Here is an 18,824-nt window from a genome sequence, read left to right as displayed (position 1 = left end):
CCCCCAATGGCCTTGGACATCATTGTTGTAATGATCTACACCGTCGGCATGCTCGGGCTGGGCTGGTATGGCATGCGGCGCGCTAAAACCCACGAAGACTACCTCGTGGCCGGGCGCAACCTCGGCCCGACCCTGTACATGGGCACCATGGCCACCACCGTACTCGGCGGCGCCTCCACCGTCGGCACCGTGCGCCTGGGCTACGTCCACGGCATTTCCGGCTTCTGGCTGTGTGCCGCCCTGGGCCTGGGCATCATTGCCCTCAACCTGTTCCTCGCCAAACCCCTGCTGCGCCTGAAGATCTTCACCGTGACCCAGGTGCTGGAGCGCCGCTACAACCCGATGGCTCGCCAGGCCAGCGCGGCGATCATGCTGGCCTATGCGCTGATGATTGGCGTCACCTCTACCCTGGCCATGGCAACCGTGCTGCAAGTGCTGCTGGACCTGCCCTTCTGGGCGTCGTTGCTGCTCGGCGGCGGTGTGGTGGTGATCTATTCGACCATCGGTGGCATGTGGTCGCTGACCCTTACCGACATCGTCCAGTTCGTGATCAAGACCGTTGGCCTGATGTTCATCCTGCTGCCCATCTGCCTGTACAAGGCCGGCGGCTGGGATACCCTGGTGGCCAAGTTGCCGGCGGCCAGCTTCAGCTGGACTACCATCGGCTGGGACACCATCATCACTTACTTCCTGATCTACTTCTTCGGCATCCTGATCGGCCAGGACATCTGGCAGCGGGTGTTCACCGCCCGTGACGAGAAGGTCTGCCAGCGCGCCGGCACCACCGCTGGCCTGTACTGCGTGCTGTACGGCCTGGCTTGCGCCCTGATCGGCATGTCCGCCCATGTGCTGATGCCGGACCTGGCCAACCCGAACAACGCCTTTGCCGAAATGATCAAGGGCCAGTTGCCGGAAGGTATTCGTGGACTGCTGATGGCCGCAGCCCTGGCGGCCATGATGTCGACCGCCAGTGCCGGCTTGCTGGCAGCCTCGACCACCGTGACCGAAGACCTGCTGCCCAAGCTGCGTGGCGGCAAGCAGTCGAGCCTGGGCGTCAGCCGCCTGTTCACTCTGATTACCGGCCTGGTGGTGCTGGGCATCGCCATGGCGGTGAACGACGTGATCAGTGCCCTGACCCTGGCCTACAACCTGCTGGTCGGCGGCATGCTGATCCCACTGATCGGTGCGATCTTCTGGAAGCGTGCAACCACCGCAGGCGCCATCGCCAGCATGTCGCTTGGCTTTGCCACCGCACTGTTCTTCATGTTCAAGGACGGTCTGGATGCCAACACGCCGATCTACTACAGCCTGGCAGTTGGCCTGGTGAGCTTCGTGCTGGTGAGCGTGCTGTCGCGCAAGCCGCTGGGTGAAGTGAAGCTGGCCTGATCAGGCCGCAACAGCGGAAACAACAAGGCCGCGGCATCGGACAGATGCTGCGGCCTTTTGCATGTCAGCGACGACGCGGTTGGCGCTTGCGCTGCTCTTCATCAGTCGGGATCGGCACCGGCTGCAAAGGAGGTGGAATCAGCCCCAAGGCGACAGCCAGGTCGTGGAGCCAGTTGAACATTTGGTTTTTCATAATGCCCCCTTGACGGGTCAGCCTCACGGCAAGTTCAATGCTGCGATGTTTCATACAGATCATAGTCCGATGTCCTGTACTACGCATGCTCTTATTCCTACAGATATGGGCTAGATTGACGCGGATCAAGCGGAAACGGCGCATTCCGACGACTGGTTAATCGTTTCGGTTTGTTGCAGATCGATCCAGGCCTGCAAATTCGCCCCGCGCATGCCCTGGCGCCACATCAACCAGGTTTCTGCGTGATCGAACGGTGAATGCAACCGATGAACGCTGACCCGATCACGCCCGGGCAGGCTGTCGAGCATCGATTGCGCCATCAAGGCCACCCCCGCACCGGCAATCACGCAGGCCAGCATGCTCTGGTACGACTCGATCTCCATCACTCGCCCCATCGGCGTGTGGTCATGGGCATACCAGGCTTCGAGGCGCATGCGGTAGGAACAGCCCTGGCGGAAGGTGAACACCGCCTTGCCCGCCACGTCCCTGGCACTGCGCACCGCCGGGTGTTCCGGGCTGGTGATCAGGACCAGCACTTCATCGCACAGCGGCACACCATCCAGCCCGGCCAGGCTCGGCGGGCCGTCCACCAGTGCGGCATCCAGGCGATGGCTGAGCAGGCCCTCGAGCAAGTCGCCGCTGGGTGCCGCCTGCACCTGCAGGTTCACCGCCGGATACTGCTGGTGGTAGCGCGCCAACAATGCCGGCAAGTGGATGGCGGCAGTGCTGTACATGGTGCCCAGCACGAAGTCACCGGCCGGCTGGCCGCCTTGTACCGCCGCCACGGCTTCATCACGCAGCGCCGACAGGCGGTTGGCGTAATCCAGCAGCACCTTGCCAGCGGGCGAAAGCTGCAAGCGCTGGCGTTCGCGCAGGAACAATTCCACCCCCAGTTGCTCTTCGAGCTGGCGCAGGCGCGTCGACAGGTTCGACGGCACCCGGTGCAGACGCTCGGCGGCGCGGGTCACCGAACCTTCCTCGGCCACGGCCTGGAAGATGCGCAGCTGGCTGAACTCCATGACATTCTCCAAAAAAGAACAACTTGATCATCATTATTCAATTTTATTGAAAGTAAAAGCGCCCTAACCTGCCACCCATCGCATTGATTCGCGCAGGAGAACCCTCATGTCGCCGCTCGTACAACTGCTGGCCAGCGCCGTGGCGCTGATGATGGCCATGGGCATCGGCCGCTTCGCCCTCACCCCGCAACTGCCGCAACTGATCGCCGAAGGCCAGTTCGACCTGACCGCCGCCGGGCTGGTGGCGGCGGCCAACTACCTGGGTTACTTCCTCGGCGCGGTGGACGCCATGTATGCCCGCCGGCCGAACCAGGTAACACTGCGCCTGCACGGCGGCCTGTGGCTATGCGTGCTGCTGACCCTGGCTTCCTGGGCGGCGGACGGTTTCTGGAGCCATCTGCTGCTGCGCTTCGGAACCGGCGTGGCCAGTGCCTGGGTGCTGGTGATGATCACCAGCCTCAGCCAGCAAGTGGCCAATGCCCACAATCGTCAACGCCTTGGGGCGATGGTGTTCGCCGGGCCTGGGTTGGGCATTGCGCTGAGCGGTTTGCTGGCACTGGCTGCGCATCTGCTGGGGCTTGGCTCGGCGGCACTCTGGCTGATCTATGCCGCTGCGGCGCTGGTCATGCTGCTGGCCGTGCGCCCCTGGCTGCCTCGCGCCCTGCAACCGGCCGTGGTGCCCGCCGCCGCGCAACAAGGCCCGACCCGTAGCGTCGGCATCGGACGCCTGGGCCTGGTCTATGCCTTGTATGGCGTGGGCTACATCCTGCCGGCTACCTTTCTGTCACAGATGGCCAACCAGCAGTTTCGCGGCAACTGGATGGCCGACCTGTTCTGGCCTGCGTTCGGCCTGGCGGCGGCGCTCGGTGTGGTGCTGGTGAGCCTGCGTCGGGCCGGGCGTACCTCGGCCTGGCTGACGGTGACCTTGTGGTTGCAAGGGTTGGGGGTACTGGCCTGCCTGATGGGCGGTGGCGTTGGCCTGGCGTTGGGCGTGGTGCTGTGCGGCGGGCCCTTCCTGGCATGCATGCAGCTGGTGATGCAGCGCTCGCGGGAACTGGCACCCCATGCCACCCAGCGCAATGCCGGGCTGCTGACCGCGTGCTTTGCCCTGGGGCAGTTGAGTGGGCCGTTGCTGGCGGCGCTGAGCAACCATTACAGCGGGACTCTGCAGCCAGCGCTGGTGCTGGCTGCGGTGGGCCTGGGGGTGGCGGGCGTGCTGCTACTGACCAGTGGGCGCAGCCTTCAAGGTCGCCAGGGTACGCAGCAGTCCGCCGTTTAGCCTACAAACTTGCGCAGTTGCTGCTTCACCCATGGCTCGGCACTGACCAGGATCACCCCCAGCAACACCATCACCGCCCCGAGCACGAAATTGACACTCAACGGCTCCCCCAGCAGCACCACGCCAAAGGTCACGCCAAACAATGGCGTGATGAACGAAAACACCGCCAGGTTCGAAGCCAGGTACTTGCGCAACAACCAGAACCAGGTCAGGTAACTGACGAACGACACCACGATCCCCTGGAACAGCACGCTGCCCAGCGCCAGCGGCGTGAATGCCACATCGCCAATTTGCCCGCTGACCAGGGCGATCAGCAGCAACCCGGCAAACCCCACCGCCAGTTGATAAAACAGAGTCAGAGTCGCCGGAGCCTCCGAAAGGCGCGAACAACGCACCACCACCGTGGTCGCGCCCCAGGCAAGCCCGGCGATGACGCCAAAGGCGTCGCCCAGCAGCATCCGCCCATCCATTTCAGCGAACGACATGCCGCCGGCAAACGCCGTGGCAATGCCGCCGAAGGCCAGCAGAATGCCCACCCACTGCAACAATCGCAGCCGCTCGCTGGGCAGCATGAAGTGCAGGCCCAGCGCCGTGAACACGGGCGCGGTATAGAGGAACACCGACATGTGCGCGGCCGAGGTCAGCTTCAGGCCCTCGGCAATGAACAGAAACTCCAGCCCGAACAAACCGCCGGCAAGCAACCCGGCCCGCCAGGTGCTGCCCAACTGTTCCCAGCCTCCGCGCCAGCAGATCATCAACCCCACCAGCACAGCGGCGATGCAATTACGCAAGGCAGCCTGCATCACCGGCGCGATATCCATCGCCGCCGTCTTGATCAGCACCTGCTGGCAGCCCCAGATCAGGCACAGCCCCAGCATCACCTGGAAGGCAAAGGCGTCTGGGTTCTTGCGGGCCGCGCTCATGAGCGGGCCTTTTGGGTGGTCGAGGGCATCGGCAAAGACTCGGTAGTGGTCAAGGAATACCGATTATCGGGTTTCCCGGCCCGCCCTTGCCAGCCTCAAAACGACCTCAAGCGATCTGCGCCTTGGCCGAAACGTGCTCGAAGGTGGTTTCATCCAGCGCGTCTTCTTGCTCATCCAGCACCTGGCGCGGGTGCTCGAAGCCGGGGATGCTGCTGTCGATCAGGCTGAGCAAGCGCGATCCACGCTCGGTGAGCACGAAGTTTTCACCATTGCCGCCATCCTCCGGAGGCCGAGTCTCTATGAAACCGCGCTCGAACAGCAACTTCTCGTATTCGCACGCGCGGGTCTTCAGATGGTCCAGGTCACCCACCGGCTGGCCCTTGGCGGCCAGCGCCGCAGCGTGCTGCTCGGCATAGGGGCGTGGCGTGAAGCTGTGACCGGCGCCGTTCTGCACTTCGTGCAGCAAACGCTCGATCAGGTCCCAGTCGTAGGTGCTGCTCATGGAGATGGCCTCCTGCTGTGGACGAAGGGGGTACACAGGATGGGACCTGTTGGCAGACGGGAGTGTTCCAAAAGTTATCCAGACACGAACGTTGCCGAATTGGACTACGGCAGAATCCGCGACTGGAACAGGCTGAAACAAGGTCGCTCACATCGTGTATCAGGTGGCAAAGGGTAGAAACCTTTGCTGTATCCCACGAATGTACTTTATGAACTACATTCGCCCGGAGGATGCAAAATGACTGAACAATTCTTCGAATTCGATCCTGCGGATTACCTCACCACACCTGAGGCTATAGCGCATTTCATGACAGATGCATTGGAGACAGGCGATGCGGGCTATGTTGCAAAAGCCGTAGGCGTTGTGGCACGGGCCAAGGGCATGAGTGAGTTGGCAAAAGCGACTGACCTTTCACGTGAACAGCTTTATCGCTCGTTGAGTGAGCACGGCAACCCAACCTTGAAGTCCTTTCTAGCCGTTATGAAGGCTCTAGGCATCGACTTGGCTGCCAAACCACATCTGGCCCATTAGTGCATCCCCCCCTTTGGGGCTGTTTATGGAGATGGGGCGGACGCAAGCATTCCGTACCTATCAGCGCTGGCGTAGGTGCGCCTGCATGTACTGACGCAGCAACTGGTTGATGCGCGTCTGGTAGCCCGCGCCCTGCCCCTTGAACCAGGCAAGAACATCGGAATCCAGGCGTATGGTCACTGTCTGCTTGGCAGGAACCCGTAGTTCGGCCTCACGGAAAAAATCTTCACCCAGCTCAGGGATATCCGAGGTGTCGATTTCCTCGTCACTCTGTTGAGCAAGGCGACTCCAATCAGTTTTCGATGCTTTGGTCATAGTGTTTGGCCTCCCATCTGGTGGCTTTTCGCGCAGAGATGATTCGAATGACATCACCCTGCCTTTCCGTGTAGACGACAACGCCTATCAGGCACTTCAACCAGCCAAGGCTGACCCAGCGCTCCTCATCGTGGCCCGGACAATCATCCCGGCGAATCAGCATCGGGTGATTGAACATATCCGGTACATCGCAGAAATCGATGCCGTGCTTGCGGATGTTGATCTGGTTCTTTGCTTCGTCCCACTCAAAGAACATGGAACGCTCCGTATTTACATCTGTACATACGATACCTCCTGTTTGATGGCGAGACTAGAGGGCAATTGCTCGCCCTTCAATAGCGCCAGGAGGCTTTGGGAAAAGGACTACAGCATGAAGCGGAACCCGCGCATCAGTGCCGTCGGTCCTTGGCACTGAACCAACTGGCCAGCATGCGCCTCCACCGGGCAACACCAACGCCGGAGGTAGAAAGGATGAAACCGCTGCTGCGCATCGCCTGTACCACTGCCTTGTGCTGCACCTTGCCCGCCTGGGCTTGCACGCCGGAAGAGGCAACTCAGAAACGGGAAGAACTGGCCGGGTTGGTCAGTCAGCTGACCGAGCAGAATCCGGAAAAGGCCAAGGAGATAAATGACGAGCTTCAGGGGATGGAGCTGGGGACGGCGAGCAAGGATTTGCCCGACAAGTGTCAGTTGATCGACAAGCGGATCAAGGAGCTGAAACAGGCGGAGAAAAAGACGGAATAAAGTGCTTCCCGCTGACACCGGCCCTGTAGGAGCGGCCTTGTGTCGCGAAAGGGCTGCAGAGCAGCCCTAACATTTTTGCATGTGCGCCGAAATCCTGGGGCTGCTTCGCAGCCCCTTCGCGACACAAGGCCGCTCCTACAGGCGGTGCGTCAGCCTCACTCGGCAGCAGGCTTGCGCTTCTTCAGCGGTGCCAGGCCATCAGCGCTGGCCAGCGGTGCATTCGGCCGTGGCTTGGCGGTCGGCTTGCGCTTGGCAGCGGCTTTCTTCTCGCCAGTCTTTTTGTCGACCTTTTTCTTCTTGGCACCCGCCGCCTTGCCCGAGGCCTTGACCTTCTTCGGCCCGCTGTAGGTACCTTTGACTTCCTTGATCACTCGGCGCTCGAACTGCTGCTTGAGGTAGCGTTCGATGCTGGACATCAGGTTCCAGTCATTGTGGGTGATCAGCGAGATCGCCAGGCCTTCGCCGCCGGCACGGCCGGTACGGCCCACACGGTGCACGTACTCGTCACCGCTGCGCGGCATGTCGAAGTTGATCACCAGGTCCAGGCCGTCGATGTCCAGGCCACGGGCCGCCACATCGGTGGCCACCAGCACCTTGGAGCTGCCTTGCTTGAAGCGCTCGATGGCCAGCTTGCGGTCCTTCTGGTCCTTCTCGCCGTGCAGCACGAAGGCCTTCACGTCCTTGGCCACCAGGTGACCATAGATGCGGTCGGCCAGGGCGCGGGTGTTGGTGAAGATGATCGCCTTGTCGAAGGTCTCGTTGGCCAGCAGCCACTGCACGATCTGCTCTTTATGCTGGTCGTGGTCGGCGGTGATGATCTGCTGGCGGGTGCCCTCTGCCAGCTGCGAGACGCTGTTGAGCATCAAATGCTCAGGGTCTTTCAGGACCTTGCCGATGATGTCGCGCAGCGCCGCACCGCCAGTGGTGGCGGAGAACAGCAGGGTCTGCTCGCGGTTCTCGCACTCCTTGCACAGGCGCTCCATGTCTTCGGCGAAGCCCATGTCGAGCATGCGGTCGGCTTCGTCGAGGATCATCACCTGCACGTGGGACAGGTCGAGGTTGCCGGCGTTGAGGTGCTCGAGCAGGCGGCCCGGGGTGCCGATCAGCACGTCCGGCACCTTGCGCAGCATGGCGGCCTGCTCCTTGAAGTCTTCACCGCCAGTGACCAGGCCGGCCTTGATGTAGGTGAACTGCGAGAACAGCTGCACTTGCTTGAGGGTCTGCTGGGCCAGCTCGCGGGTCGGCAGCAGGATCAGCGAGCGGATCTCGACGCGCCCGCCTTTCAGGTCGACCAGGCGGTTGAGCAGCGGCAGGACGAATGCCGCGGTCTTGCCGCTGCCGGTCTGCGCGGTCACGCGCAGGTCGCGCCCTTGCAGGGCCAGGGGGATGGCCGCGGCCTGCACCGGGGTTGGCTCGACAAATTTAAGCTCGGCCACGGCTTTAAGCAGGCGTTCGTGCAGGGCGAATTGGGAGAACACGGAGGTAACCTCAGGCAAGTGCGGGAAATTCAGTTGCATAGGGTAACGTTTTCTGCCGCCTTAGCCGAATTTCTTTTGGCAACTTCGTCGGCTTCCGCGCTCTAATGGCGCTTCGTTTTGCTGCAATAGACCGGTTTACAAGCTTATGGACATCCAACGCATCTGGCGTGACAGCCTCGACCTGTGGGGCACCCTCGACCAACATCCGCTGCTCCATGCCGCCATCGGCCTGGCCGTGCTGCTGCTCATTTCCCTGCTGCTGGGGCGTCTGGCGCGTTTCGTGGTGCTGCACGGTGCGCGGCTGCTCGCCCGGCAAACGGCCCTGAAATGGCTCGACGACCTGCGCCACAACAAAGTCTTCCATCGCCTGGCCCAGACCACCCCGTCACTGGTCATCCAGTTCGGCCTGAAACTGGTGCCGGAGCTGTCCGACACCGCCCAGCACTTCCTCGGCAACCTTGCCCTGGCCTTCACCCTGCTGTTCATGACCATGGCCCTGTCGTGCCTGCTCGATGCCCTGCTGGACATCTACGCCCGCACCGAACACGCCCGTACCCGCTCGATCAAGGGCTACGTGCAATTGGCCAAGATGATGCTGTGGATCTTCGCCTCGATCGTTATCGTCGCCACCCTGATCGATCGCTCGCCGCTGCTGTTGCTGTCGGGCCTGGGTGCGATGTCGGCGGTGCTGCTGTTGGTGTACAAGGACACCCTGCTGTCGTTCGTCGCCAGTGTGCAGTTGACCAGCAACGACATGCTGCACGTGGGCGACTGGATCGAAATGCCGCAGGTGGGTGCCGATGGCGATGTGGTCGATATCACCTTGCACACGGTCAAGGTGCAGAACTTCGACAAGACCATCGTCTCGATCCCGACCTGGCGCCTGATGAGCGAGTCGTTCCGCAACTACCGCGGCATGCAGCAGTCCGGTGGCCGGCGGATCAAGCGCAGCCTGTTCATCGACGCCGCAGGCGTGCGTTTCCTGACCCCGGACGAGGAACAGCGCCTGAGCCAGGTGAGCCTGCTGAGTGACTACCTAGCCGGCAAGCGTCAGGAACTGCTGGCCTGGAACGAAGCGCTGGGACCGGTAGCGGAGCTGTCGGCCAACCGCCGCAGGCTGACCAACATCGGCACCTTCCGCGCCTTTGCCCTGGCCTACCTGAAGAAGCACCCCAACGTGCACCCGAACATGACCTGCATGGTGCGGCAGATGCAAACCACCGCCGAAGGCGTGCCGCTGGAGATCTACTGCTTTACCACCACCACGGTGTGGGCCGATTACGAGCGGATCCAGGGGGATATCTTCGATTACCTGCTGGCAGTGTTGCCAGAATTTGGCTTGAGCCTGTATCAGCAGCCGAGTGGCAATGACATGCGCGTGGGGCTGGCGGGGCGGGCGCACCCCGAGCCGATGCCGCGCCGCCTTGAAGAAATGAACGAGGTTTGAGATGGCCGGGGCTGCGTTGCAGCCCCTTCCTCTCTAAAGGCCGGGGTCGGAGGCCTAGCTTGCCAAAAGCGGCCTGCTTTCCCGGGCATTGACCATGCAGTACAGCGCGCCAGCCAGGATCAGGCCCATCGCCCAGCTGATGTCTGCCCCCAGCCACTCGGCCACGAAGCCCGTGTAGAACGACAGCTTCATGAACGGGATGATGCCGATGATCGACACGGCATACACCGCCAGGCTCCGACGATTGAAGCAGCCGTAACGGCCCTTGGCGTCGTACAACGCCCCCACGTCATACTGACCCCGGCACACCCAGTAGTAATCCACCAGGTTGATCGCGCTCCAGGGGATCAACAGGTACAGCTGGCCGATCAGGATGTCGGCAAAGAACGTATCGAAATTGTGTTGGGTGGCGATGGCAATCAGCGTGGCCGCGGCAGTCAGGCCCGCCATCACCAGTGCCTTGGCTGTCGCGGTCACGCGCCTGATGGTCTTGAAGGCGCCAAAGATCGTGACCGATGACATGTAGGCGCTGTAGAGGCACAGGACGTTGTACTGGATCACTCCCAGCGCGATCACGGCCAGTGCCAACGGTGCCCACGGGCCAAACAGCCCGGCAATGGCCGTCGCAGGGTCATGCCCGAGTGCCGAGGGTAATTGCACAGCCACCAGCGCGCCCAACGCCATCATGGCGAACGAGCCCAGCGCGCAACCGCAATAGGTGGCCCAGAACGTGGCGCGTGGGTTGACGTTGGCCGGCAGGTAGCGCGAATAATCCGCCACATAGGGGCCATAGCCCAACGTCCACGACGCGGCCTGGGCCACGATCAGGTTGAAGGCGGTGAATGAAAAGCCGGTCGTCACTGCCGTCGTGCCTGCGGTGTCACCGGGGTGCAGCAGGATCAGCACCAGGGCGCCGGCGAACACCAGTGTGGACAGCAGGCTCATCCACGCCCCGAGGCGGTGGATCAGTTCGTACCCGACAAAGCCGATGACGAAGGTCAGCACGCCGACTAACACGATGGCCTGGTCGTCACTCATCGGCACCAGTGCCTGCACGGCATTGCGCATAAGCACGCCGCTGGCGGCAAGGAACAGTACAGCAGCCGTGACCATTACCAGCAAAGGTAGCGCCGCGCCATGGACACCGAACTGGGCCCGGCTCTGGATCATCTGAGGCACGCCCAGGTGCGGCCCCTGGGCGGAGTGCGCGGCCATGAACACGGTGCCGATCAGGTTGCCGACCAACAGGGCCAGCAGGGTCCAGGCAAAACTCAGCCCCGAGGCAACGCCCAGGGTGCCGACCATCAGGGCGGTTATCTGGAAGTTGGAGCTGAACCAGATGGTGAACAATCGTTTAGGCGTGCCATAACGCTCAGCGTGTGGGACGAATTCGATACTTCGCGTTTCTAGCTTCACGCCGGTCTCCCGATTTGTTTTCATGATTATCGGGTAGGCGTCGGCCGGGTTTGGGTTCATTAACGAACGCGTCTTAGCTAGCTGCGCCATGCCTTGCTTGATAACGTCAATGGCCCGTGCTGGTTCCAGATGAGCAAACTGGCTTGAGAGAGTCGGGGCTGCTTGCAGCCCATTCGCGGGCAAACCCGCTCCCACAGGTACCGCGCAGCGCTCAGGCCTGCGCAGATTCTGTGGGAGCGGGTTTACCCGCGAAGAGGCCGGCAGCTACCCCGCATACCCCAGCAAGTACAGCAGCCCGGTCAGGGTCACCAACGACGCCACGGTCGACAACAGGATCGTCCGCGAAATCAGCCCCGCCTCGCGGTTGTAGTACTCCGCCAGCATGAACGGCCCGGTACCGGTCGGCAGCGCCGCCAGCAGCACCGCCGATGCCGCCCACATCGTCGGCAGGCTGAATACCTTGAACGCCAGCAGCCAGGTCAACGCCGGCTGACCAATCAGCTTCAGTGCCACCAGCGGCCACGGGCTTGCCTGCGAACCGGTGCGTTTCTCGGCCAGAAATGCCCCCAGCGAGATCAACGCGCAAGGCGTGGTCGCCAAGGCCAGCATGTCGAGAAAATGCATCACCGGCTCGGCCAGCCTCAGGCCGCTCATGGCCCACCCTGCCCCCGCCAGCGGCGAGATCACCAGCGGATTCTTCGCCAGCGCCTTGCTCACCAGCAAAATGGCGCGGCCGATCTGCCGCTCTTCCTGCAGGCCGATCTCGATCAGCGTCAGGGAAATCGCGAACACCAGGCAGACAACGATCAATGACGAGATCAGCGCCGGCTGCAGCCCCGGCTGGCCGAACAGCAGCAGGCACAGCGGGATGCCGATGTAGCCGGTATTGGCATAACCGGCACTGAGCCCGTCGATGCTCGCCGCCACCAGGCCGTGACCGCTGTGCAAGCGCCAGGCCAGGGTCACGACGAACATCGCCAGCGCGCCGGCGCCGAAGGCGACGATGAACCCCGGGTGCCAGATCTCGCTCCAGGTTGCCGTGGCGGTAACCTTGAACAGCAACGCCGGCAGGCACAGCCAGACCACCATCTTGTTGATCTCGGCGGCGGCCTTGTCACCGAGTTTGTCTGTCTTGCGGCACAGGAAGCCGACCAGGATCAGGGCGAAGATCGGCGCGACGATGACGAAGACGGTGTGCATGTCAGGCCTTGCCGGTCGCTGGCGCCGTCACGCGGTTGCCCAAGCGGCTCAGCCACACCGACGCGAGGATGATCGCGCCACCGAGCAGCAACCGGCCAAGCGGTTCGTCGCGGTTCCAGATCAGCAGGTTCAGTAGCAGCCCCACCGGCACATGCAGATTATTCATCACCGCCAGCGTGGCGCCGGAGACCAGGCACGCGCCCTTGTTCCACCAGTACAGGCCCAGGGCCGTCGGGCACAGGCCGAGGAACAGCAGCACCACCCATTGCACGCTGGTGCTCGGCAGATGCTGGGGGTTGCCGAACAGCAGGAACGCCGGCAGCACCACGATCAGCGCGCCCAGGTAGAAGTAGCCGAAGCGCTTGTAATGCGGCAGGTCGCTGGGGTTGCGGGCGACCAGGTGGCGGTACAGCACCTGGCCGGCAGCGTAGGTGAAGTTGGCCAGTTGCAGCAGCAGGAAGCCCATGAAGAAGTCGCCGCTGATGCTGTCGAAACGGATGACGCCCGCCCCCGCTACCGCCACCAGGGCAGCGAGCAGCGCCCAGGGATTGAAGCGCCGGTTCAGGGCGTCTTCGATCAGGGTCACGTGCAGCGGCGTGAGGATGGTGAACAGCAGGACTTCCGGCACAGTCAGCACGCGGAAGCTCAGGTACAGGCAAACGTAGGTGATGCCATATTGCAGCGCGCCTATCAGCAGCATCGAGCGCAGGAAGCGCGGCTCGACCTGGCGCCAGCGGGTCAGCGGCAGGAATACCAGGCCGGCCAGCACCACGCGCGCGAGCACGGCGAAATAGCTGTCGACATGGCCGGCCAGGTACTCGCCGATCAGGCTGAAGGAAAACGCCTGGATCAGCGCGACGATTATCAGGTAGCCCATGGTTGCCTCTCGTGGATCAAGGGCGCGACCTTAGCGGGTTGCGGCCTGTGTGTTCAACCATGAGGAATGTGGGGCCAGTACAGGCAATACAAGAATCCCAGGCATAAAAAAGCCCGGCCATCAGGCCGGGCAGGTACACCCAAGGAGCAAAAACAGGTGTCAGGGATGGGAATTCGTCGAACCTCAGGCCACCGCGGCCAGCTTGGCCTTGGCCTGGTTCAGGCCCTTTTCGTGGAACTCGCCGCTCATGTTCAGGCCTTCGGCATGGATGAAATCGACATCGTGAATACCGATGAAGGCCATCACCTGGCGCAGGTAGGGTTCCTGGTGGTCGCTGGTGGCGCCGGCATGGATACCGCCACGGGCAGTCAGGACAATGGCGCGTTTGCCGGTGAGCAGGCCTTGCGGGCCGGTCGGGGTGTACTTGAAGGTGATGCCGGCACGCAGCACGTGGTCCAGCCAGGCCTTGAGGGTGCTGGGGATGGCGAAGTTGTACATCGGTGCAGCCATCACCAGCACGTCGGCTGCCAGCACTTCATCGGTCAGCTCGTTGGAGCGGGCCAGGGCCTCCAGTTCGGCGGCGCTGCGCTGTTCTTCAGGCTTCATCCAGCCGCCAAGCAGGTTGGCATCCAGGTGCGGCACCGGGTTCAGCGCCAGGTCACGTACGGTGATCGCGTCGGCCGGGTGCGCCGCTTGCCACTGCTGGATGAAGTCACGGGTCAGTTGACGGGAAACGGAATCCTGCTGGCGGGCGCTGCTTTCGATGATCAGTACGCGGGACATGGGTGCCTCCATCGGCAAAAACGGTTGCGATTCGATGGAGGTGAGATTAAGGCTTGACCTATCGATAAAAAAGCGTAAAAAGTGGGAGCAACCTATCGATTAATCAGTTTTATTGCGCAGCGCAGTCCAGCGCGATGCGCAGCTTGATGATCTGCCGATTGAATTTGGCGGTCACATCGACATGCTTGCCAGCCGGCACGTTGACCCGGCGCACGCGCGGCGCCTCGGGCCCATTGCGGAAGGTCACCTTGCAGGCCGCCGGCACTTGCCCATAGTTGTTCAGGGTAATGGAGCCGATGTCGTAAGCCGTGTCGTAGGTGGTGTAGTCCAGCTTGACCCCGGTCAGTTCCTTCTCCACATCGATGGGGTAAGCCATGACCCCAAGGGGCAGGCACATCAAAATTGCCGCACAACATTTCTTCATGGGGCGCTCTCCTTGAAAGAGCGCAGCTTAGGACAACAGGAGCCAAACATGAAAGCGCCGCGCGTGACCCTGGATCAGTGGCGGACCTTGCAGGCAGTGGTCGACCATGGCGGTTTTGCCCAGGCCGCCGAAGCCCTGCACCGCTCGCAGTCGTCGGTCAGCTACACCGTGGCGCGCATGCAGGAGCAACTGGGTGTGCCGCTGCTGCGCATCGATGGCCGCAAGGCCGTACTGACCGAGGCCGGCAACGTACTGCTGCGCCGTTCGCGGCACCTGGTCAAGCAGGCCAGCCAGCTGGAAGACCTGGCGCACCACATGGAGCAAGGCTGGGAGGCCGAAGTGCGCCTGGTGGTCGATGCCGCCTACCCCAGCGCCCGCCTGGTGCGCGCCCTGGCAGCGTTCATGCCGCAAAGCCGCGGTTGCCGGGTGCGCCTGCGTGAAGAAGTGCTGTCCGGCGTCGAGGAAGTGATGCACGAAGGCATCGCCGACCTTGCCATCAGCAGCTACAGCATCGGCGGCTACCTGGGCACTGAACTGAGTTCGGTGGAATTCGTCGCCGTCGCCCACCCCGAACACAGCCTGCACCGCCTGGGCCGGGAGATCACTTTCCAGGATCTGGAAAGCCAGCTGCAGGTGGTAATCCGCGACTCCGGCCGCGCCCAGCCGCGCGACGTTGGCTGGCTCGGCGCCGAGCAGCGCTGGACAGTCGGCAGCCTGGGCACTGCCGCCACGTTCGTCGGCAGCGGCCTGGGCTTTGCCTGGTTGCCACGGCACATGATCGAGCGTGAGCTGCAGGACGGCGTGCTGAAGGCGCTGCCGCTCGATCAGGGTGGCAGCCGCCACCCACTGTTCTACCTTTATTCGAGCAAAGAGAAGACCCTGGGCCCGGCCACGCAGATTCTCATCGACCTGCTGCGTAACTTCGACACTGCGCCGCTGGACGTGCCCTTCGCAGCCCCCCCACAAGCCTGAGAGGACCGCGCCCATGGCCTATTTCGAACATGAAGGATGCTCGCTGCATTATCAGGAATACGGCAAGGGCGAACCCTTGGTGCTGCTGCACGGTCTGGGCTCCAGCAGCCAGGATTGGGAACTGCAGGTGCCCGAGCTGAGCCGCCACTACCGGGTGATCCTCATGGACATCCGCGGCCACGGCCGCTCCGACAAGCCACGCGACGGTTACCAGATCGCCACCTTCAGCGCAGACCTGCTGGCCCTGCTCGAGCACCTGCAGACTGGCCCGGTGCACTTCGTCGGGCTGTCCATGGGTGGCATGGTCGGGTTCCAGTTCGCCGTGGACCACCCGCAATGGCTGCGCAGCCTGTGCATCGTCAACAGTGCCCCCGAAGTCAAGCGCCGCACCCGCAGCGACTGGCTGTGGTGGCTCAAGCGCTGGGGCCTGGCGCGCATCCTCAGTGTCGAGACGGTCGGCCAGGGCCTGGCCGCACGCCTGTTCCCCAAGCCGGAGCAGGCCGAACTGCGCAAGAAGATGGCCGAACGCTGGGCACGCAACGACAAGCAGGCCTACCTCAAGAGCTTCGACGCCATCGTCGACTGGGGCGTGCAGGAACGCATCGGGCAGATCCACTGTCCCACGCTGGTGATTGCCGCCGACCACGATTACACCCCGATACACCTCAAACAGCACTACGTCGCCCTGATGCCCAACGCCAGGCTGGTGGTCATCGACGATTCCCGGCACGCTACACCCCTCGATCAACCCGAGGTCTTCAACCAGACCCTGCTGCAGTTCCTCGCAGCCGCTTCCACCTCTCAAGGATCATTGAGCCCATGCTGAAAAAACTCCTGCTCACCGCCTGCTCGGTCGCCTTCGCCACCAGCGTCATGGCCTCCGACAAGACTCCGCACGTACTGCTGGACACCAGCTTCGGCCAGGTTGAAATCGAGCTCAACGCCGAGAAGGCACCGATCAGTACCAAGAACTTCCTGCAGTACGTAGACAGTGGCTTCTACAACAACACCATCTTCCACCGCGTGATTCCGGGCTTCATGGTCCAGGGCGGTGGTTTTACCGAGCAGATGGTGCAGAAAGACACCAAGGACCCGATCAGGAACGAGGCCGGCAACGGCCTGCAGAACACTCGCGGCACCCTGGCCATGGCCCGCACGTCCAACCCGAACTCGGCCACCAGCCAGTTCTTCATCAACGTGGCCGACAACGACTTCCTCAACCCGGGCCGCGACGCCGGTTACGCCGTGTTCGGCAAAGTGACCAAGGGCATGGAAGTGGTCGACCAGATCGTCAATTCGCCTACCACCGTGAAGAAGGGCATGCGCGACGTGCCAACCGACCCGGTGTTCATCAAGTCCGCCAAACGCATCGACTGACCCAGGTTTCACAGGGACGTGAGACCTTTCGGGGTCGGGTAGCACAGGAGTCTTGTCACCCATGCTGTACCGCCGTTTCGAGCAATTGATCGATATCTTCCGCGACGCGCCCAGCGACTCGCCGCCCGGCCAGGTCTGGCCGTTCTACCTCTACTACCTGCGCCAGGTCTGGCCGAGCTTTCTCGCCCTGCTGGTGGTGGGCCTGTTCGCCTCGCTGATCGAGGTGGCGATGTTCAGCTACCTGAGCCGCATCATCGACCTGGCCCAGGGCACGCCCAACGCCAACTTCTTCAGTGAGCACAGCGGCGAGCTGATCTGGATGCTGGTGGTGATCCTGCTGCTGCGGCCGGTTTTCTTCGGCTTGCACGACCTGCTCGTGCATCAGACCATCAACCCCGGCATGACCAGCCTGATCCGCTGGCAGAACCACACCTATGTGCTCAAGCAGAGCCTGAACTTCTTCCAGAGCGACTTTGCCGGGCGCATTGCCCAACGCATCATGCAGACCGGCAACTCGCTACGCGACTCGGCCGTGCAGGCCGTGGATGCCCTATGGCATGTGCTGATCTACGCGGTGACCTCGCTGGTGCTGTTCGCCGAGGCCGACTGGCGCCTGATGCTGCCGCTGCTGGTGTGGATCGTCGGTTACATCGCCGCGCTGTACTACTTCGTGCCACGGGTAAAAGAGCGCTCGGTGATCTCTTCCGATGCGCGTTCCAAGCTGATGGGGCGCATCGTCGATGGCTACACCAACATCGCCACCCTCAAGCTGTTCGCCCACACCGATTACGAACAGCAGTACGCTCGCGAAGCGATCCGCGAACAGACTGAAAAAACCCAGCTGGCGGCGCGCGTGGTCACCAGCATGGACGTGGTCATCACCACCCTCAATGGCTTGCTGGTCGTCACCACCACCGGTCTGGCCCTGTGGCTGTGGAGTCAGTCGCTGATCACCGTCGGTGCCATCGCCCTGGCGACCGGCCTGGTGATCCGCATCGTCAACATGTCGGGCTGGATCATGTGGGTGGTCAACGGCATCTTCGAGAACATCGGTATGGTCCAGGATGGCCTGCAGACCATCGCCCAGCCGGTCACTGTCACCGACAAGCCCCACGCGCCACCCCTCAAGGTCAGCCGCGGCGCGGTGCGCTTCGACGACGTCGACTTCCACTACGGCAAGGCTGCCAATGTGATCGAAGGGCTCAACCTGGACATCCGCCCCGGCGAGAAGATCGGCCTGATCGGCCCGTCCGGCGCGGGCAAGTCGACCCTGGTCAACCTGCTGCTGCGCCTGTACGACGTGCAGGGCGGGCGCATCCTGATCGACGGCCAGGACATCGCCGAGGTCAGCCAGGCCAGCCTGCGTGCCCAGATCGGCATGATCACCCAGGACACCTCGCTGTTGCACCGTTCGATCCGTGACAACCTGCTGTATGGCCGCCCCGGCGCCAGTGAAGCGGCGCTGCACGAAGCCGTGCGCCGGGCGCGGGCCGACGAGTTCATTCCGCAGTTGTCGGATGCCCAGGGGCGCACTGGCTTCGATGCCCATGTTGGTGAGCGTGGCGTGAAACTGTCAGGTGGCCAGCGTCAGCGCATCGCGATTGCCCGGGTACTGCTGAAGAACGCGCCGATCCTGATCATGGACGAAGCTACTTCGGCGCTGGACTCGGAGGTCGAGGCGGCCATTCAGGAAAGCCTGGAGACGCTGATGCAAGGCAAGACGGTGATCGCCATCGCTCACCGGCTGTCGACCATCGCCCGGATGGACCGCCTGGTGGTGCTGGACAAAGGGCGGATCGTCGAGAGTGGCAGCCACAGTGAGCTGCTGGAACAGCGAGGGTTGTATGCCCGCTTGTGGCATCACCAGACCGGGGGATTTGTCGGGGTCGACTGAGTCCTGCTCTGGCCTCTTCGCGGGGCAAGCCCGCTCCTACAAGGACCGCGCGGTACCTGTAGGA

The 18,824-nt window shown here is 62.7% G+C and carries 21 protein-coding genes; 9 read left to right on the top strand and 12 right to left on the bottom strand.

Annotated features, from left to right (window positions below; all coding sequences use genetic code 11):
• Nucleotides 1-6 precede the first annotated feature (6 nt).
• Nucleotides 7-1,386 (top strand): sodium:solute symporter, encoded by a 1,380-nt coding sequence (locus ACQKPS_RS18505; protein WP_254484075.1) that lies wholly within the window; start codon nt 7-9, stop codon nt 1,384-1,386.
• A 64-nt stretch (nt 1,387-1,450) separates the two neighbouring features.
• Here ACQKPS_RS18505 and ACQKPS_RS18500 read toward each other — a convergent pair whose 3' ends face one another.
• Both ACQKPS_RS18500 and ptrR read right to left on the bottom strand, forming a co-directional pair.
• Complete coding sequence (locus ACQKPS_RS18500; RefSeq protein ID WP_256215799.1) at nt 1,451-1,579, bottom strand: PA1414 family protein; 129 nt, start codon at nt 1,577-1,579, stop codon at nt 1,451-1,453.
• A gap of 125 nt (nt 1,580-1,704) precedes the next feature.
• Nucleotides 1,705-2,598, bottom strand: a complete 894-nt coding sequence (gene ptrR, locus ACQKPS_RS18495; RefSeq protein ID WP_254484073.1) for a putrescine utilization regulator PtrR — start codon at nt 2,596-2,598, stop codon at nt 1,705-1,707.
• A gap of 106 nt (nt 2,599-2,704) precedes the next feature.
• Between ptrR and ACQKPS_RS18490 the strand changes: the two genes are divergently transcribed.
• Entirely contained in the window at nt 2,705-3,877 is a 1,173-nt protein-coding gene (locus tag ACQKPS_RS18490) for an MFS transporter (protein ID WP_427605299.1), read from the top strand.
• Here ACQKPS_RS18490 and ACQKPS_RS18485 read toward each other — a convergent pair.
• A complete protein-coding gene (locus ACQKPS_RS18485) occupies nt 3,874-4,800 on the bottom strand; it encodes a DMT family transporter (RefSeq protein ID WP_254484069.1) in 927 nt (308 codons plus the stop codon). The two genes, ACQKPS_RS18490 and ACQKPS_RS18485, sit on opposite strands and share 4 nt — an antisense overlap.
• Before the next feature lie 106 nt (nt 4,801-4,906).
• Nucleotides 4,907-5,302, bottom strand: a complete 396-nt coding sequence (locus ACQKPS_RS18480; protein ID WP_054885674.1) for a hypothetical protein — start codon at nt 5,300-5,302, stop codon at nt 4,907-4,909.
• Between the two features lie 237 nt (nt 5,303-5,539).
• Here ACQKPS_RS18480 and ACQKPS_RS18475 point away from each other — a divergent pair, with 237 nt between their 5' ends.
• Nucleotides 5,540-5,833 (top strand): addiction module antidote protein, encoded by a 294-nt coding sequence (locus ACQKPS_RS18475; protein WP_254484067.1) that lies wholly within the window; start codon nt 5,540-5,542, stop codon nt 5,831-5,833.
• A 60-nt stretch (nt 5,834-5,893) separates the two neighbouring features.
• On the opposite strand, the gene ACQKPS_RS18470 is transcribed toward ACQKPS_RS18475, so the two are convergent.
• Nucleotides 5,894-6,148 carry a BrnA antitoxin family protein gene (locus tag ACQKPS_RS18470; RefSeq protein WP_254484066.1) on the bottom strand — a complete coding sequence of 85 codons (255 nt, stop codon included), beginning with the start codon at nt 6,146-6,148 and terminating at the stop codon, nt 5,894-5,896.
• Entirely contained in the window at nt 6,126-6,404 is a 279-nt protein-coding gene (locus ACQKPS_RS18465; protein ID WP_254484064.1) for a BrnT family toxin, read from the bottom strand. Before ACQKPS_RS18465 ends, ACQKPS_RS18470 begins: the two co-directional genes overlap by 23 nt.
• 215 nt (nt 6,405-6,619) lie before the next feature.
• Here ACQKPS_RS18465 and ACQKPS_RS18460 point away from each other — a divergent pair, with 215 nt between their 5' ends.
• Entirely contained in the window at nt 6,620-6,892 is a 273-nt protein-coding gene (locus ACQKPS_RS18460; protein ID WP_313201517.1) for a hypothetical protein, read from the top strand.
• A 155-nt stretch (nt 6,893-7,047) separates the two neighbouring features.
• On the opposite strand, the gene ACQKPS_RS18455 is transcribed toward ACQKPS_RS18460, so the two are convergent.
• Nucleotides 7,048-8,409: a DEAD/DEAH box helicase gene (locus ACQKPS_RS18455; RefSeq protein WP_054885678.1), complete on the bottom strand. Its 1,362-nt coding sequence runs from the start codon at nt 8,407-8,409 to the stop codon at nt 7,048-7,050.
• Nucleotides 8,410-8,515: 106 nt separating this feature from the next.
• Here ACQKPS_RS18455 and ACQKPS_RS18450 point away from each other — a divergent pair, with 106 nt between their 5' ends.
• On the top strand, nt 8,516-9,817 hold the full coding sequence (locus tag ACQKPS_RS18450) for a mechanosensitive ion channel family protein (RefSeq protein ID WP_427605298.1): 1,302 nt from the start codon (nt 8,516-8,518) through the stop codon (nt 9,815-9,817).
• A 54-nt stretch (nt 9,818-9,871) separates the two neighbouring features.
• Here the strand turns inward: ACQKPS_RS18450 and ACQKPS_RS18445 are convergent, their stop codons facing one another.
• From ACQKPS_RS18445 to ACQKPS_RS18425, 5 genes are all read right to left on the bottom strand, one after another.
• On the bottom strand, nt 9,872-11,233 hold the full coding sequence (locus tag ACQKPS_RS18445; RefSeq protein WP_254484051.1) for a purine-cytosine permease family protein: 1,362 nt from the start codon (nt 11,231-11,233) through the stop codon (nt 9,872-9,874).
• A gap of 264 nt (nt 11,234-11,497) precedes the next feature.
• Nucleotides 11,498-12,433 (bottom strand): AEC family transporter, encoded by a 936-nt coding sequence (locus ACQKPS_RS18440; RefSeq protein WP_283723693.1) that lies wholly within the window; start codon nt 12,431-12,433, stop codon nt 11,498-11,500.
• Between the two features lies 1 nt (nt 12,434).
• The gene (locus tag ACQKPS_RS18435; protein WP_283723692.1) at nt 12,435-13,310 is read right to left on the bottom strand and encodes a carboxylate/amino acid/amine transporter; all 876 of its coding nucleotides are present in this window, start codon (nt 13,308-13,310) and stop codon (nt 12,435-12,437) included.
• Nucleotides 13,311-13,493: 183 nt separating this feature from the next.
• A complete protein-coding gene (locus tag ACQKPS_RS18430) occupies nt 13,494-14,093 on the bottom strand; it encodes an FMN-dependent NADH-azoreductase (protein ID WP_427605297.1) in 600 nt (199 codons plus the stop codon).
• Between the two features lie 109 nt (nt 14,094-14,202).
• A complete protein-coding gene (locus ACQKPS_RS18425; RefSeq protein WP_427605296.1) occupies nt 14,203-14,517 on the bottom strand; it encodes a 3-phosphoglycerate kinase in 315 nt (104 codons plus the stop codon).
• A 48-nt stretch (nt 14,518-14,565) separates the two neighbouring features.
• On the opposite strand from ACQKPS_RS18425, the gene ACQKPS_RS18420 reads away from it, so the two are divergent.
• The 4 genes from ACQKPS_RS18420 to ACQKPS_RS18405 all read left to right on the top strand — a co-directional run bounded on the left by ACQKPS_RS18420 (nt 14,566) and on the right by ACQKPS_RS18405 (nt 18,760).
• Complete coding sequence (locus ACQKPS_RS18420; RefSeq protein WP_254484042.1) at nt 14,566-15,489, top strand: LysR family transcriptional regulator; 924 nt, start codon at nt 14,566-14,568, stop codon at nt 15,487-15,489.
• A 13-nt stretch (nt 15,490-15,502) separates the two neighbouring features.
• On the top strand, nt 15,503-16,315 hold the full coding sequence (locus ACQKPS_RS18415) for an alpha/beta fold hydrolase (RefSeq protein WP_427605295.1): 813 nt from the start codon (nt 15,503-15,505) through the stop codon (nt 16,313-16,315).
• On the top strand, nt 16,309-16,866 hold the full coding sequence (locus tag ACQKPS_RS18410; RefSeq protein ID WP_427605294.1) for a peptidylprolyl isomerase: 558 nt from the start codon (nt 16,309-16,311) through the stop codon (nt 16,864-16,866). Before ACQKPS_RS18415 ends, ACQKPS_RS18410 begins: the two co-directional genes overlap by 7 nt.
• Nucleotides 16,867-16,927: 61 nt before the next feature.
• On the top strand, nt 16,928-18,760 hold the full coding sequence (locus tag ACQKPS_RS18405; protein ID WP_283723689.1) for an ABC transporter ATP-binding protein: 1,833 nt from the start codon (nt 16,928-16,930) through the stop codon (nt 18,758-18,760).
• Nucleotides 18,761-18,824 lie beyond the last annotated feature (64 nt).

The organism is Pseudomonas sp. NPDC086566 (genome assembly GCF_050280885.1).
GTDB lineage: Bacteria > Pseudomonadota > Gammaproteobacteria > Pseudomonadales > Pseudomonadaceae > Aquipseudomonas > Aquipseudomonas vlassakiae.
Note: the sequence above shows the minus strand (reverse complement) of the source record. Positions and strands in the feature narration are given on the sequence as shown.

Coding starts and splice junctions, on each gene's coding strand:
- ACQKPS_RS18505 (WP_254484075.1), top strand. CDS start 7: ATGGCCTTGGACATCATTGTTGTAATGATCTACACCGTCGGCATGCTC.
- ACQKPS_RS18500 (WP_256215799.1), bottom strand. CDS start 1,579: ATGAAAAACCAAATGTTCAACTGGCTCCACGACCTGGCTGTCGCCTTG.
- ptrR (WP_254484073.1), bottom strand. CDS start 2,598: ATGGAGTTCAGCCAGCTGCGCATCTTCCAGGCCGTGGCCGAGGAAGGT.
- ACQKPS_RS18490 (WP_427605299.1), top strand. CDS start 2,705: ATGTCGCCGCTCGTACAACTGCTGGCCAGCGCCGTGGCGCTGATGATG.
- ACQKPS_RS18485 (WP_254484069.1), bottom strand. CDS start 4,800: ATGAGCGCGGCCCGCAAGAACCCAGACGCCTTTGCCTTCCAGGTGATG.
- ACQKPS_RS18480 (WP_054885674.1), bottom strand. CDS start 5,302: ATGAGCAGCACCTACGACTGGGACCTGATCGAGCGTTTGCTGCACGAA.
- ACQKPS_RS18475 (WP_254484067.1), top strand. CDS start 5,540: ATGACTGAACAATTCTTCGAATTCGATCCTGCGGATTACCTCACCACA.
- ACQKPS_RS18470 (WP_254484066.1), bottom strand. CDS start 6,148: ATGACCAAAGCATCGAAAACTGATTGGAGTCGCCTTGCTCAACAGAGT.
- ACQKPS_RS18465 (WP_254484064.1), bottom strand. CDS start 6,404: ATGTTCTTTGAGTGGGACGAAGCAAAGAACCAGATCAACATCCGCAAG.
- ACQKPS_RS18460 (WP_313201517.1), top strand. CDS start 6,620: ATGAAACCGCTGCTGCGCATCGCCTGTACCACTGCCTTGTGCTGCACC.
- ACQKPS_RS18455 (WP_054885678.1), bottom strand. CDS start 8,409: ATGCAACTGAATTTCCCGCACTTGCCTGAGGTTACCTCCGTGTTCTCC.
- ACQKPS_RS18450 (WP_427605298.1), top strand. CDS start 8,516: ATGGACATCCAACGCATCTGGCGTGACAGCCTCGACCTGTGGGGCACC.
- ACQKPS_RS18440 (WP_283723693.1), bottom strand. CDS start 12,433: ATGCACACCGTCTTCGTCATCGTCGCGCCGATCTTCGCCCTGATCCTG.
- ACQKPS_RS18435 (WP_283723692.1), bottom strand. CDS start 13,310: ATGGGCTACCTGATAATCGTCGCGCTGATCCAGGCGTTTTCCTTCAGC.
- ACQKPS_RS18430 (WP_427605297.1), bottom strand. CDS start 14,093: ATGTCCCGCGTACTGATCATCGAAAGCAGCGCCCGCCAGCAGGATTCC.
- ACQKPS_RS18425 (WP_427605296.1), bottom strand. CDS start 14,517: ATGAAGAAATGTTGTGCGGCAATTTTGATGTGCCTGCCCCTTGGGGTC.
- ACQKPS_RS18420 (WP_254484042.1), top strand. CDS start 14,566: ATGAAAGCGCCGCGCGTGACCCTGGATCAGTGGCGGACCTTGCAGGCA.
- ACQKPS_RS18415 (WP_427605295.1), top strand. CDS start 15,503: ATGGCCTATTTCGAACATGAAGGATGCTCGCTGCATTATCAGGAATAC.
- ACQKPS_RS18410 (WP_427605294.1), top strand. CDS start 16,309: ATGCTGAAAAAACTCCTGCTCACCGCCTGCTCGGTCGCCTTCGCCACC.
- ACQKPS_RS18405 (WP_283723689.1), top strand. CDS start 16,928: ATGCTGTACCGCCGTTTCGAGCAATTGATCGATATCTTCCGCGACGCG.